7 protein-coding genes and 4 pseudogenes are annotated in these 12,867 nt (G+C 65.5%); 5 read left to right on the top strand and 6 right to left on the bottom strand.

All coding sequences use genetic code 11. The features are described from left to right. Positions 1–39 precede the first annotated feature (39 nt). The 5 genes and pseudogenes from LNW72_RS00330 to LNW72_RS00315 all read right to left on the bottom strand — a co-directional run bounded on the left by LNW72_RS00330 (position 40) and on the right by LNW72_RS00315 (position 6,875). Positions 40–1,099 (bottom strand): annotated as a pseudogene (locus LNW72_RS00330) (transposase family protein). Between the two features lie 549 nt (positions 1,100–1,648). Further along, positions 1,649–1,774: a hypothetical protein gene (locus tag LNW72_RS41005; protein WP_285369174.1), complete on the bottom strand. Its 126-nt coding sequence runs from the start codon at positions 1,772–1,774 to the stop codon at positions 1,649–1,651. 42 nt (positions 1,775–1,816) lie between these two features. Beyond that, positions 1,817–2,083, bottom strand: coding sequence for a cytochrome P450 (locus LNW72_RS00325; protein WP_250973426.1), 267 nt, complete (start codon positions 2,081–2,083; stop codon positions 1,817–1,819). Positions 2,084–2,646: 563 nt separating this feature from the next. Further along, positions 2,647–5,451 carry a TIGR03767 family metallophosphoesterase gene (locus LNW72_RS00320; RefSeq protein ID WP_285369173.1) on the bottom strand — a complete coding sequence of 935 codons (2,805 nt, stop codon included), beginning with the start codon at positions 5,449–5,451 and terminating at the stop codon, positions 2,647–2,649. 599 nt (positions 5,452–6,050) lie between these two features. Next, on the bottom strand, positions 6,051–6,875 hold the full coding sequence (locus LNW72_RS00315) for a hypothetical protein (RefSeq protein ID WP_250973424.1): 825 nt from the start codon (positions 6,873–6,875) through the stop codon (positions 6,051–6,053). Between the two features lie 1,275 nt (positions 6,876–8,150). On the opposite strand from LNW72_RS00315, the gene LNW72_RS00310 reads away from it, so the two are divergent. Further along, a complete protein-coding gene (locus LNW72_RS00310; protein ID WP_250973423.1) occupies positions 8,151–8,573 on the top strand; it encodes a hypothetical protein in 423 nt (140 codons plus the stop codon). 93 nt (positions 8,574–8,666) lie between these two features. Here LNW72_RS00310 and LNW72_RS00305 read toward each other — a convergent pair. Further along, positions 8,667–9,309 (bottom strand): annotated as a pseudogene (locus LNW72_RS00305) (transposase); the annotation flags it as partial. A gap of 269 nt (positions 9,310–9,578) precedes the next feature. Between LNW72_RS00305 and LNW72_RS00300 the strand changes: the two are divergent. The 4 genes and pseudogenes from LNW72_RS00300 (at position 9,579) to LNW72_RS00285 (ending at position 12,687) form a co-directional block, all read left to right on the top strand. Beyond that, a complete protein-coding gene (locus tag LNW72_RS00300; RefSeq protein ID WP_250973422.1) occupies positions 9,579–10,691 on the top strand; it encodes a DUF6192 family protein in 1,113 nt (370 codons plus the stop codon). 3 nt (positions 10,692–10,694) lie between these two features. Then, positions 10,695–11,053, top strand: a pseudogene (locus LNW72_RS00295) (RacP protein). 116 nt (positions 11,054–11,169) lie between these two features. Next, positions 11,170–11,947, top strand: a pseudogene (locus LNW72_RS00290) (IS5 family transposase). 386 nt (positions 11,948–12,333) lie between these two features. Further along, positions 12,334–12,687 (top strand): VOC family protein, encoded by a 354-nt coding sequence (locus LNW72_RS00285; protein ID WP_250979962.1) that lies wholly within the window; start codon positions 12,334–12,336, stop codon positions 12,685–12,687. The last annotated feature ends 180 nt before the right edge of the window (positions 12,688–12,867 follow it).

The raw sequence follows: 12,867 nt of genomic DNA, 5'->3' as shown, positions 1-12,867 counted from the left end.
ACGGCTCAGTCTCACTTTCGGTGGTGACGAAGGGCGTCGCTATCCGAGCAGGATGCGGTGGCGGAGGAAGCCTGCTCGTCCGTGCATCTGGCGGGCGATCCGCTTGGTCTTGGTGTTGACGCCTTCGGCGGGACCGTTGCTGTATAGAAGCGTGAGCCCGGCTACCACGGCGGCGGTCGCGGTCCAAGCCCCGGGTGAAGGCGTGGAGATGGGGCAGTATTGGTGGCGCGTACCTGGGCAATCCAGTGAGACAGTTCGTCGCCACGTTCTTCGCGAGGTGTCAGGCGTTTGGCGAAGTCCCGGATTTTGGTGGCAAGATCTGTTCTCTCGGAGCAGGCGGCTGTGAGCCGGGCCAGCAGATCGTGATGTCCGGGCTTGAGGTTGTCCGGCTTGGTCGGGAGCATCCGAGCGAGCCTGCGCGGGGAGATGTGGCTTCGGCCGGCGTCCGCGCGGCCCTTATTGATGTACCTATGCGGCAGGTTCAGACAGCCTGTGAACCCGAAGGCCCTGATCTCTTCGAAGAGGTGCTTGAGGCGACGGCTGGGTCTTCGGCTCGGCGTTGGCGCAGGTGCTCGCGGTAGGAGTCAACGAGACTGGCCCGGTGTTTGGGAACGCGGAGCATGCGCCCGGGACGGTCAGCGCGGGCGTAGCGTTTGCCAGTGCGGGGCAACCCGCCTGGTGGGCAGCGGATGCGCAGCAGGGTGCGCAGGGCCGTGTGGCGCGACAGACCCATCGCGAGTATCGCCAGCAAACGTGATCCCCCGCGGCCCGCTAACTCCTTGACCACGGCCATAATCTGCCTGGTCAGACGGGTTGTGTGCCGCTGGTATCGCTCCAGCGCCCCAGATAGCTGCTCGGGAAGGGTATGTCAGCAGCCGCGGGTGGGACACACCAGACGCCGCACCCGAACACGGACCACCACCCGCCGGCCGTCGATCGGGAGGTCGGCGACCGTTCGCCAGTGATAGCCGTGCACACGCCCCGCACACCGGGCAGACCGCGGTCGTTCCCGGAGTCCGTGCCCTGACGACGGCGCGCTCGCACTCGTCGATCACATCTTGGATGACCAGCGGGATAGCCCCGAAAGCACCGTCGCCATCAGCTCGTTGAGACCCTTCACGCTGACATCAACGACCTACGCCACTCTGCGTCACCACCGAATGTGAGCTGAGCCGAACGTTTTGCAGTCCCTGCTGTAGAAGCCCAAGGGGATCTTGTTGGCGTCCGACTCGGCGGCCGGGAGCGTGTTGTTGCAGCAGCCGGGCACCTGGCATTGCAGTCTGTGGCTTACAGAGATCCCGGGCATGCAGAGAGTGCTCGCTCCTTGTGGCGGTTCTTGACCACGTTGCCCTCGGAGCCGGCTGGTCTGACCTCGAAGTCGGCCGACCGCAGCGATCGGTGGACGACAGGCTGCCACTATGACGGCGCGGCGCGGTCGGCCGCGGCGACGTCGGCTGCCGGAGAGCTTCTTGCCATCAGGTGCGGTGCGGGCAGGACCGGTCCGCGCGGACGCTCTCGGACCGGACGGCCCTTGTGCCGCGGTCGGCGGGTACGAAGGCGACGCGTCATCCGTCGGGGAAGGCCCTACAGGAGCCTCCTGCGCGAGCGCTGCTGCGGTCGCTTCCGACTCAGCGGAGGTCGCGGTACGTCATGGCGTGCCGATGATCACGGTGTTCCGGATGCCCTGAAGTTGCAGGACGGTGTATTCCACTGCTCCGCGCATGGAGCCGCCCTCGATGTCGCTGGCGGGCCGGCATCGCCGATGCTCGATCATCGGGACCAGGTAGCCCCGTATCCCCGCCATCGCCTTGGGGGCTCAGGCAATGTCCCTTTCCTGGACCCACGTGTAGACCTTGGCCAACTTCACGAATTTACGACGGTCGCCGACGGGGACGCCGAGCAGTTGGGCGATGACCGCCTCCGAGAGCGGAAGCGCAAACTCGACGACGAGGTCGGCCTCGCCGCGATGTCGGAATCCGACGATGAGCTGTTCCGCGATCCCCGTGATCCGGGGCCATATCGCCTCAGCCCTGCGAGGTGTGAACACTTTGGGGACCAGGCCCCTGAGGCGGGAGTGGCCCATCCCATGGGTGCGTAGGATTTCTGGTCCGCCGCCAGACATCGCTCGTGGCCGTCCAGGGAACGGACAGGGCCGCGGGACCGGCGTTGCGCGGTCGCTGGTGCCCTGGACATCGGTGGGACACGCACGCACGTCCACGTACCGGGTCACCACCCACAGTTCAAGGTCTTCAAGGAGCACGTTACGGACCGGCGACTCCCGGCGCAGCTGGCTGTAGAGCGGTGTGGGTCGTAAAGGAACCGTGCTTCTCACGATGTCAGCTCCGATAACCGATCCACGAAATACCCCTGGTCGCAGCCCATGGGCAGGGCGGAGCACATACTCGGGACCCGATGGGCGGGCCTCCGTCCGATGCCGTGCTGAAGGGATGTACGTCTTGCGGTCTCCAGAGAGGATTGCATGTCAGGCGGTCGCGGGCATGAGCGGTGTCTCCCCTGTGCACGCCAGCTCGCGGATTCAGGGCACAGTTGATCATGAAGAGATCATCGGGCGTGCCCGAGGGCGGTCGACGCCATTGCGCTGACCGCCCTCGGGTTTCTGCTTCGGGTGATGTGGTGGGTGTTAGGTCAGTGGGTGAGAGCGGGGTTGGTCCGGGGGGCGAGGGTGGTGGTGGTGTAGGGGGTGCCGATGTTGTCGGGGCCGACGAGCCAGAGATTGCCGCCGCGGGCGTTGATGGCGATCATGTAGCCGCCGGTGGGGAGGGCGTGAATGACGGGGGAGGTGTTGTCGGCGACGAGGAGTCCGCCTTCGGTGCGGCGGGTGGCGGCGTCGCCGACTTCGTACAGGAAGTCGTCGGTGCCGTGGTAGACGGCCTGGTAGCCGCCGGTGGGGAGGTGGGTGATGGCGGGGGAAGTGCCGGCTTTCATGGTCTTGCCGGTGTCGACGACGGTGCCGGTGTTGGTGACGGTGACCAGGCGGTTGCTGCCGTTGCCGCATACCGCGATTTTGAAGTTGCCGGCCGTGTCGGTGGCGATGGCGGGGTTGGTTCCGGGGGCGGGTTGCAGTCCGGGGGCCACCCTGGCACTGCTGCCGGCGTCGGCTGCAGTGAGCCAGCCGTCCCAGCTGGTGAAGGCGGCGCGCCAGCCGCCGTTGGGGAGGGGAGCGATGGTGGGGGAGGTGTTGGGCAGGACGAAGTTGACGGTGTCGCGGGCGTTGCCGTTTTGGTCGATGACCCACAGGGAGAGGGTCTTCTCGGCGACGAAGGCGATGGTGTAGCCGCCGTCGGTGGTGGCGGTGATGGTGGGGGAGGTGCCGGCGGCGGGGCGGGGCATGGTGGCGGGGCCAGCGGGGCTTCCGCCATTTACGTTCTGGGTCCACACCACGTTGTCGGGGCTGATGAACGTGCACTGCCAGGTGCCGTCCGTGCGGGTGGTGACCGATGTGCTGGTGCCCGCCAGTACGCCCGAGCCGCTGTTCTGGTCGCCCCGGTAGAGCTGGTTGGTGGCCGCGCTTTGGTACAGAACTTTCAATGCCGGCAGTTTGAAGGGCATCGGTACCAGGAGTTGCACGTTGCGGTCGTCGATGTCACCGCGGCGGGTGCTGTCGCGTTCCTGCACATCATTGACGGCCAGTTCTCGCGCCAGGGAGGCGAGTGCCATCGGTGTGCTGGTGTCCCCGCCGGAGGAAAGGGGTGCGTCGAGGTCAACCGTGTTGCTGAAGATCATCACGTTCTCGCCACTGGTGGCGATCTCGATGATCCGGCTCTGCACCGGCCAGTCGATGTGCGACGCCGCGCTGACCTCCCAAAAACCACCCGCGCCCAGAGGACTCGTGCTGGGCCGGGCGTGGCTCACCACTTCGTTGCGGTGCGTGTGGCCGTTTGCCATCAACACCACGTTCGGGAAGTTCAGCAGCAGCGACGCCAGCTCGGTACCCGAATGCTTCGGGTTTTGGGGGATGGGGTTGGTCGTCGAACCGCTCTTGGGGATCAGGTTCGTCATCGTGGATATCGTGTGGTGGCAGAAGATGACAAACAGCTTGTCCTTCACACCGCTTTGGTGGACGATCTTCCCCCCGTCCCAGTAGCGTGAACTGTTCTTGATCAGTACATTCTGCAGCCACTGCCACTGAAAGTTGTCGATGCAACCGGACGCGGCCTTGTCGATGCTGAGCAGATCACCGTCGGAGTTGGTGGAGTCCAAGGTGATGTACTGGACCATGTCAGAATCGGCACTCGGGATCGTGTAGAAGGCGAACTTGCCCCCGTTGTTGGGGTCGAATCCATGGCCAACAGGGGTTCCGGACGTCTTGAAGTGCTCGTTGACGAAATCGGACGTCGACATCAGGCGTCGGTTCGGGTCCGCCGTCACACGCGTGTTCGTTACCCCGCTCGTGAAAACATCGACAGCGGTGAAGACGCCTGCGTCTTTAAAGTTCACCGGGAGCTGGGTGTTGACACCCAGCATCTTGCTGTTGCCCACGGCGATGCTCTGCGCGTTGATCGGCACGGTGGTGCCCACCGAGAGGTTCCCCTGCACCATCACATCGTGGTTGCCGTAGGCGGCGTACCAGGGCATGCCGAGGCCGGTGGAGGTGAACGGCCTGCGCGCCGCGGCCAGTAGGCCGGGCATGGCTGCGAACCCGGCAAGATTGTACGTGTTGTGAGGCGTGGCAGCCGTCAGATCGGGATGCCAGTAGCTAGCTTCCGCCGTCAGAGCAACACCGGAGACGCTTTGGTCGCGTCCGATGAAGCCTGAATCAGGGAGGATGGTCTTGCCCCCGTCGAGCAGATCAATGTACCAACGCGTCTCGTTGAACTGCGCATTGTCGACCGCATCACCAGTGACAATGGTGAACTTCAACGGAATCCGCGTCAAAGGACCACGCCCGATATTCCGCAGCGCCCGCACCATCGCATCCGTGATCTGCGTCGACATTGCCTCCTGCGGACGATACGCCGACCCCGTCGGATATGGATCGGGATGCTCATCTGTATTCGCAAACCTGTCCAGAAACTCCACTCGCGCAGGGGACTGATCATCGACGATGTGGAGATCGCTAATATGCCCGAACGCCGTGATCCGGAACGACGGCAGAAAATCGATGTTCCCCGTCGGCGCACCCGGCAACACGCGTGCGCTGTAATTCTCGCCCGGTCCGTCCACCAACTTCCTATACCCCTGTGAGTTCGCTGGCCCCGGAACTACCGTCTGCGCCAACGTCGTGCCCCCCGCACCAAAAACCGGCAACGCCCGCTGAGCCACCGTCACCCCCTGTGCAGCCCGCGCATTCGCAATCCCGCTCAAACCCCCAGCATTGATCGCAGCGGCAACTACGCCCACAGCACCAAAAGCCAGGACATTTCTACGCGAAACACTCACGAAAACTCCCCGATCTGGCGATACGTTGACACTCCACACACCCTCGGTCATGAAGCGACCAGGGAAACCTTGGCAGCAGGTGCAAGCCATTCCCGTAGAATGAGCGCCGCGCCTGAAGGGCGTCACGCTCAGCAGGTGCGCCAGCGAACTTTGTCCTTCATTAGAGCCTCCGGAAGCCCCGGCCTCTTGAGTAGTTGTGACTCAAGCCGACGGCCGCCTATGGCGACGGCGGCGACCCGGTTGCCGCTGCGCACCATGGACTGCCGCCAGCTGCTGGCCAAGATGGGGTATGCCGGCGACACTCCGGCCGAGGTGCCGCGCATGGCGTCCGCGTCGAGAGGGAGCGGGCGCGAGGCGCTCGACGGAAAGCTCTTATCCCGTCGTGCCGGCGTTCATCGCGTCCGGGTAGAACGGCCCGATCCATGCGGCGAGCCGTCCCCCACTATTCGGCCTGGCCGCCTCAACGTGTGTCGTTGAGGTCCTCGGACACTTCAAGGAGGACGGGGGCGTGCCAGTTATCGAACTGCCCTGGAAATCATGGAAACGATTCAGTTCAGGTACTGGTGAGCGCATCGCGGAGGACGCTCTCTGGGAAATCGGTCCTGTCACGGCACGTTGTGAGTCAGCGACGGTCTTGTCGACGGTACCCGTCAGGGCCGGTGAGCCGCCCCGGAGCCAGCGGAGACCCGCAACGCCGAGGTGTCGACCGCTTCGAAGTCGGCTCCAGTCAGGGTGCCGAGGCTCTGCAGCTGTTCGTTGCTCCATCGGTCGTCCTGTGTGCCGCTGACATACCAGGCCGAGCCGTTGTCGGCGACGATCACCCCGTAGGTCTTCAACGCCTGCGCGATGGCCCGCGCCTGCGGCGGCAGGCCGGAGATGTTTACGCTGGCCTTCAGCCGTAGGCGCTGGCCCATCTGGGGCAGCGAGGAACCCGGGGATCCAGCGTCGTGCCGGGCCGGCCACTGGTGGGACGCCTGGGTGCGCGGCACGGTGATGCGCAGCGCGTGGTCGATGACGCCGCGGTTCGCCTCGTCGTAGCGGGCCAGCCCCGGCAGTATCGGCAGGCCGGCGGCATCGGCGGAGGTCCAGCCGTCCGGCCGCAGTGCGTTCGACGTGAGGTCGAAGACCGCGCCGGAGCCGGCGTGCCAGGCGCCGCCGCCTACCGGACGGGCGTCCCACAGCTCGTAGGACCGACAGGTCGCCGTGTCGACCGCGATCACGTGCCTGTCCCCGTTCGCCCCGGAGCCGCCTTCGACGAGCGCGCTGGCCGGGATCCGGTATGGCCCCCGATCGCTTTCGTCCGCATAGTCGAACGACACTGGCGACACCGGAGTGCCGGCCGGCAGCTTGGTGATCGGAATGCCGAACGGGGCGCCGTCCCAGGTGCCGGAGCCGAAGTCGGCGTGCACGCGCGAGGAGGCGCCGATCGAGGAGACGTAGGCGGGGGAGTGCGACAGCACCGGGAGGCCGTCCACTGGGGTGCGCCAGATGCTGTCCGCGGGGGCGACCGGGCAGGAGCCCAGATCCCCAACCGGTGCGAGCAGCGGGTGGGCTGGGGCACGGCGAGCCACCGGCGTCGTGACCCGGTGTGACGCGGATGTGGACGGCGACGCGGAGCCGCTGGCGCTGCGCCGCAGCGGTGTCACGGACGGAGTGACCTTCTGGACCGTATGGTTGACGTCCGCCTGTGGTTCCGGCGCCCCCGCGCGGTGCGCGAGGGGACTGACGAAGTACGCTGCGGCGCACAACACCGCTGCAGCGGCCGAACCGATCAACAGCGCTGACTTTGGCCTGTTGCCCCGCTGCCGATGGGCGGATCTGCGCGCCACTTCGAATCCTTCCGTTTTGATCGACCGCCTGACCCGAACTATCGTCCCCAGTCAAAGCCTTGGGGATCGAATCAGGTGCTCCGAGTTCCGTCAAGATCCGGCCGTGAACACGGTGGCGGTCCGGGTCGTCCTGTCAAACCCGAACCAGTTTGCACTGCGCGTGCTTTGGAGTCCGTCCGCCGTCGGCCCAATATGGTCTTCGACGGGCGTAGGCCAGCGGCCCCGGCGACCTCCGCGTCCAGACGCACGTTATGGAACCGGTGCCCGAGGGTCACCGCTACGACGGCCACGGCCGCCTGTTCAGCGTGTGGTTCGCACCCATTCGGCCAGAGTGCCGCCCGGGCCGGGGTTTCCGGCATCCGTGCGGTGATGCCCCACCTGCCGCTGCGTGGTGCCCGACGCGGTCTCCCCACACCCGGCGTCCGAGGGTCTGGTGCGACCGACTGCCCGACCCCTTCCCCGCCTCTACTGTTCGGTCCCGGTCCCGGTCCCGGTCCCGGTCGAGGGTGGGGGCGAGGGGCCGACGACGCGACGCCCGTCTCGGAGGCAGGGTGAACGGCGAATGCACTCCGCCGCACCAAGGACGAGCGCCAGGAGAGTGCCATTCGACCAGTCGGCGGCTCGCCCACGGCCCACGCCTGCACTCGCCCACGACACACGCCCGTGGCAGAGCAGGACAGAATCAACCTTCGAATCCTGGTTGTTGAGTAGTTTTTACTTGGTCCATGGTGTCGCCGTGGTTGTATATTTCCATCCGCTGCTTGGAAAAGTGGTGGCCGTTCAGAGGGAGTAGTCGCTGACGTAACACGCGCTGAATTCGAGGTCGCGCGAATAGGCAGCCGTGCGGCCTCCTGGGACGTGGGTTACTTGACGCAGACCGCCTGCTGCAGGGGGGCTGCATCGCATGTACAGTTAGCCGGCGTGGATTATCTCAGCCATTGGATGCATGCACACCCGGCCAACGAACGAATCCTCGCTTGGCTCCGTGTTGGCCCGGACGATCGGCTGAAGCCTTTTCACGGCATCAGCATCGACGAGGGAGGCGTCGCCCTCTTCTACAAGTATGGTCGCGACCTGCCCGAAACATGCAAATGGTCGCTCGGTATCAACAATGTGATGGTCCATCCCGTCACCGGCGTGATCTTTGCGGTGCACTATGGCCGCTTCACCTTCCTCGTGCGGTGGTACGGCGTGCCGACGCGTCAAAATGACACCGCCGAGACTTACGACGGCACGATCGATCTTCGCCCGCTCGAACACGAGTGGTGGTCATGGTCGTACTACGGGTTCGATGAGGAAATCGCCGACCTGCATGAAGCCTACGCACGCGCCGAGCATGGCTGAACACGAGCGGGTGATGGGTTTATGACCGATGGGGCGGCGCCGTCGGTCAGTGCACATGTGGGACCTGACACGGCCTTGCGCGGGTTGTGATCTTCAAGGGCGTCGTATGGGGCGGTTGTCCCAGCGGTGGGTGGTCCAGGCGCGGCGGATCAGGCTACGCAAAGTGATGATTGTGTCGGCGAGGTCGAAGAACGCGTTGATGGCGATCTGGCGGCGTTCGTAGCAGCGCTGGAGTCGGTTGAATGCGTTGTGCCAGGCGTTCGTCCGCTCGATATGCCACCGACGGCCAGCTTGAATAGGGGCTTTATCGCCCTTGCGGGCGATCTCGCCTTGCAGCCCGCGCTCGTCGAGAAGGGCGCGGGTCTTCCCAGAGTCATAACCAGAATCCAGGTGCACGGTGATGACTTCGGGCAGCGGGCCGATCTCCGCAAGCAGGTCGAGGGTGGGCTCCAGCAGCGGCGAGTCATGGCGGTTGGCCCCGGCCAGGACCCGGAATCCCGTGACCCTCGACCAGCAGTGAGCGCTTCATGCCCTGTTTACGCCGGTCGACCGGGGAAGGTCCGGCGACCTGCCCTCCACCAGGTGCTTTGGTGATACACCCGTCCACGGCGACATCCTCAAGAGCCAAGCCGACCAGGCGGTCATAGGCATCGAGCGCGAGCTGTTTGAGCCGGACGAACACTCCGGCACCGATCCACTCATCGCGGCGAGTGCGGATCGTGGTGGCCGCCCAGGTGCCCGCGGTGCCGTACCCGGGCTCGGCGGGTGGATTCCTGCTACGAGCGTTGTCTTGCCGAGCGGCCGTTGTCTGGGAAGAAGTTGCTGGTCAGGCTGCGGGTCCGGCGGTTCTCGAACACATCCCGATCACCAATTCGATCGGATTCCGGTCAATTGAGGTCATTTATTGTGATCTGCGCATTGCCGGTCCGACTCTCGGGCTCAGGAAGCGGGTCGTCTCCCGTCGCGGTCAAGTGCCGTGCCCGGCTCGCGGGTTGGTGATGAACCATGCCCGAGGAGAGTGCCGAGAAGGTCGGCAGTGTCAGCGCGAGCCGGTATGCAGAGATCTTGACCGAGTTGCGGAAACTGATGGAGACCGCCAGCCGCATCCAGTTCACGATCGGCGACGCCGCACTCGAGGTCGAACCGATGCGCGGTCGCGGAGGCTCCGCGCCGGGCGCTGAGCTGTTCACGGTCAGGGACTCGTTGTTCCGCCTGGCCGAAGATATCGGCGCGACCTACAGGTCGGTGGAATCTGCTCGCTGGGCGTCAAGGTGGCCGAAGGACCGCCGGGTGAAGGACGTCTCCTTCACCGTCCACAAGATCCTGGCCAGCATCGCGGATGAGCAAGAGCGGTTCACTGCGATCCTCAACACGCCCGAAGGCAAGGCCCGGTGGACGCCGGACGACGCGCTTCGGCGGGTCGGCCAGCAGGTGGCCAGGCCGGTCACACCGCAGGAAAAGGTCAGCGCGATCCACACCCTCGCCCAGGACGAGGAGGTCGCCGCGACGGTGACCGGGGATTTGCTGCGGCGGCCGTCGGTGGTCGCGCAGGTGAAGGTTGAGGACAAGGTCCGGGCGGTGGCCGAGCTGACCCGTGAGGACCAGGTTGCTGCCGCGGTCGCCCCGGATTTCCTGCGGCGCCCGGCTGTCGTCGCCCAGGTCGCTCCGGCGGACAAGGTCCGGGTGGTTGAGGAGCTGACCCGCGACGAGGGTGTCGCGGCGGAGGTGACCACCGGTCTGCTGCGGCGCCCCGACGTCGCGTTTCGGGCGATGTCGGACGACATCGCCCGCCATCAGGTCAACCGGGCCCAGGTCGATCCGGGCTGGCAGGCCCGCGAACACTTCCAGGACACCAATCCCGTCGCCCCGGCGATCATCCGCAGCATCGAGCGGTCGGTGGAATTCCTCGACCTGGTCACCGCCTGCCACGCGTTCGTCGCCGCGGCCGGCCGGGTCGTCCCGGGCATGCGCGACCGCCAGCTTGACGACGACGAACGCACCATCGTCCACGAGAACGTCGCCCGGGTCCGGGCGACACTGGACTGGATCGAGACCGTCGTCGACACCGGGAAGGTCGACGTCGACGGCAAGCTGGCCCGGCTTCTGCAAGGCGAGTAGCCGATGCCTCGCTCTCGCGAGCGCAAATCGCCGGCAGCCCAGCGGCAGGCCGACACTGTCCGCTTCGTGCTGTTCGAGGCACGTCCGGCCGATCTTACCTTTCCTCAACTGGTCAGAGCCGGCCCCCGCTGATTTGGACGAGGCCGGACGGCTACAAGTTTTGCGCCGACCCCGTCGAGCTCCAGGTCTATGAGGTCGCGATCATCCGCGGCAAGCTCACCGAGATCCGCCGGTTCATCACCGGAACCGTCGCACCGCACGCCGCCCTCCAACCCAAGGGCCGGTGGATCAAGCACCTGAACACTCAGCTCAATTCGGTGGAATCCACGCTCGACGTCATCGCCGACTTCACCGATGCCTGACCGGTGCGGGCTGCCGCCGCCAAAGGCGCGGCAGCCCGCACCACCGTCCGAGGGGAGAGAACTGTTGCTGCGGGCGACGTTGGTATCCCTCGGACACCTGGGACGACGAGTGGGCGCTGATCGCACCGCTGCTGCCGACGCCGGCCTGCGAGACCCGAACCGGAGGCCGCCCGGAGAAGCATCCACGGCGAGAGATCGTCGATGCCATCCGGTACGTCGTCGCCACAGGCTGCAAGTGGCGGGCTTTGCCAAAGGACTTCCCGCCCTGGCGCACGGTCTACGGCTTCATGACGCGCTGGGCCGTGGCCGGCGTCGTCGGACAGATCCGTGACCGGCTTCGTCGCCGGATCCGCCAGCGCATGGGCCGCGCCCCACAGGCCGTCGCCACCATCATCGACTCGCAGAGTGTCAAAGCCGCAGAGACCGTCGGCAAGGACACCGCGGCTACGACGCCGCGAAGAAAATCACGGCCGCAAGCGACATCTCGTGGTCGACACCAAGGGCCTGGTGCTGTTCGTCATGGTCACGCCTGCCGACATGACCGACCGCCACGCCGCGAAGGAGGTCCTGTTCCGACTGCGGCTCACGCACCCGGAGATCACCATCGTCTGGGCCGACTCCGCCTACGCCGGCCAGCTCGTCACATGGGCCAAGAAGTACCTCAACCTCACAGTCAAGACGGTCAGCTGACCCAAGGACGCCATCGGATTCGTTGTGCTGCCCCGCCGCTGGGTCGTCGAGCGCTCCCTGGCCTGGCTCATGCACGCTCGCCGCCACGCACGCGACTACGAGCGCCTCATCCAGCACGCCGAATCCCTGATCACCTGGGCCGCCATCACCCTCATGACCCGCCGCCTCACCCGGAAAGACCGCTTGCGTGACCGAATTGAGTAGCCAGTACTCTTGATTCCCCCGAGCAATCAGCTAAATATTTATCGGACGTCTGGCTGATGATGTAGATGCGATTCTGGCAGCCTTGGCTGATCCAGCCTCGTGCACGTCGTCGGGCTGCTGCATCGAGCGGGCGAGCCGGTAGCCTCCATCGCGCTGGGCAATACCCGCTGGCCCTCACCTGCGGTTTCTCTGCCGGATGCGGACTGGCTTGCGGAGGAGTGCCGCCCGGAAAGGGGTGCTGGTGGAAGGTCTACCGGCTACGGTCAGATCCTATCCAGCTTCAGCTGGCTGGACCAGATACAGTCATTTGGGGAAATCGGCTTGGCGCTTTCACGTGTAGCCGAATGCAAGAGTAAAGGAACCAGAACGTGAGCACAGATAGCGGCATGGAACGTGTCCTGGGAATTGGCGGATACTTTATCAGGGCCTCGACCCCGGCGGTCCTGAGCGCGTGGTATCGCGATTGCCTTGGCCTGGACCTCGATGAGCACGGCCTGTGGAGTCAGGAAGCCGGGCCAACGGTGTTCGCGCCGTTCGAGTCCGAGACCGACTACTTCGGGTCCCGCGCCCAACAAACCATGCTCAACTTCCGGGTCCGAGACCTGGACGCGATGCTCGCCCAACTGCGCGCCAAGGGAGCGGACGTGGCGCAGGAAACGCAGGATATGGATGGTGTCGGTCGATTCGGCTGGGTCACTGACCCTGAGGGCAATCGGATCGAGCTTTGGGAGCCTGCCTGAACCGTGTCTCCACGCAGGCAGTGACCGCCGTCGGCTGGCTGAATTGAAGAGGCGGCAGTTGCTGTTGAGCTCTGTAGGTCAGATGGGGTGACGAGTGGGTCGAGATGCGCCTCGTGCCTGTCTCATCCCAGGACGCCCGGCCTTCGCGACCGTGTGCTTCTACTGGCGTTGCAGTGCGCC

The organism is Streptomyces sp. RKAG293 (assembly GCF_023701745.1).
GTDB lineage: Bacteria > Actinomycetota > Actinomycetes > Streptomycetales > Streptomycetaceae > Actinacidiphila.
The sequence above is the reverse complement of the archived record's forward strand: the minus strand, read 5'-3'. Positions and strand labels throughout refer to the sequence as shown.

What these genes read in the sequence shown, in the direction of transcription:
- LNW72_RS41005 (WP_285369174.1), bottom strand. Translation starts at nt 1,774, where the DNA reads ATGATCGAGCATCGGCGATGCCGGCCCGCCAGCGACATCGAGGGCGGC.
- LNW72_RS00325 (WP_250973426.1), bottom strand. Translation starts at nt 2,083, where the DNA reads ATGGGCCACTCCCGCCTCAGGGGCCTGGTCCCCAAAGTGTTCACACCT.
- LNW72_RS00320 (WP_285369173.1), bottom strand. Translation starts at nt 5,451, where the DNA reads ATGACCGAGGGTGTGTGGAGTGTCAACGTATCGCCAGATCGGGGAGTT.
- LNW72_RS00300 (WP_250973422.1), top strand. Translation starts at nt 9,579, where the DNA reads ATGCCCGAGGAGAGTGCCGAGAAGGTCGGCAGTGTCAGCGCGAGCCGG.
- LNW72_RS00285 (WP_250979962.1), top strand. Translation starts at nt 12,334, where the DNA reads ATGGAACGTGTCCTGGGAATTGGCGGATACTTTATCAGGGCCTCGACC.